The 815-nt window shown below is 47.7% G+C and carries 1 rRNA gene; it reads left to right on the top strand.

Annotated elements, in window-relative coordinates:
• Positions 1-275: 275 nt before the first annotated feature.
• Positions 276-815 (top strand): 23S ribosomal RNA (locus ACNART_RS17865); the annotation flags it as partial.

Here is an 815-nt window from a genome sequence, read left to right as displayed (position 1 = left end):
TGCTCTTTAACAATCTGGAACAAGCTGAAAAATTGAAAACAAATCAATATATCACCGAGGTATATTGATGAGTCTCTCAAAATCTCAAACTTTGAATGTGTTTTTCGACATCGAAGTGGGATGAGCGAGCAATTTACAGTTCGAGGCGGCCAGCGCACAGCCAGCGCAACATACATAAGTATGTGAGCATGGCGAGCACTGCCCAACGACGAAATGTAATCTGCGCAGCCATCACCACCCAGACGTCTTCAAGAAAAGACATCTTCGGGTTGTGAGGTTAAGCGAATAAGCGTACACGGTGGATGCCTAGGCAATCAGAGGCGATGAAGGACGTGCTAATCTGCGATAAGCGTCGGTAAGGTGATATGAACCGTTATACCCGACGATTTCCGAATGGGGAAACCCAATATCCAATGGATATTATCATTAACTGAATACATAGGTTAATGAAGCGAACCGGGAGAACTGAAACATCTCAGTACCCCGAGGAAAAGAAATCAACCGAGATTCCCCTAGTAGCGGCGAGCGAACGGGGAACAGCCCAGAGTCTTAATCAATAGCAGCATCAGGAGAACGGTCTGGAAAGTCCGGCAGTAAAGGGTGATAGCCCCGTATCTGAAGATGCTGTTATTGTGAACTCGACGAGTAGGGCGGGACACGTGTTATCCTGTCTGAATATGGGGGGACCATCCTCCAAGGCTAAATACTCCTGATTGACCGATAGTGAACCAGTACCGTGAGGGAAAGGCGAAAAGAACCCCGGCGAGGGGAGTGAAAAAGAACCTGAAACCGTGTACGTACAAGCAGTAGGAGCC

Origin of the sequence: Proteus sp. LHD240705 (assembly GCF_047921555.1) — a bacterium.
In the GTDB taxonomy this organism is placed as follows: Bacteria; Pseudomonadota; Gammaproteobacteria; order Enterobacterales; family Enterobacteriaceae; genus Proteus.
The sequence above is the reverse complement of the archived record's forward strand: the minus strand, read 5'-3'. Positions and strand labels throughout refer to the sequence as shown.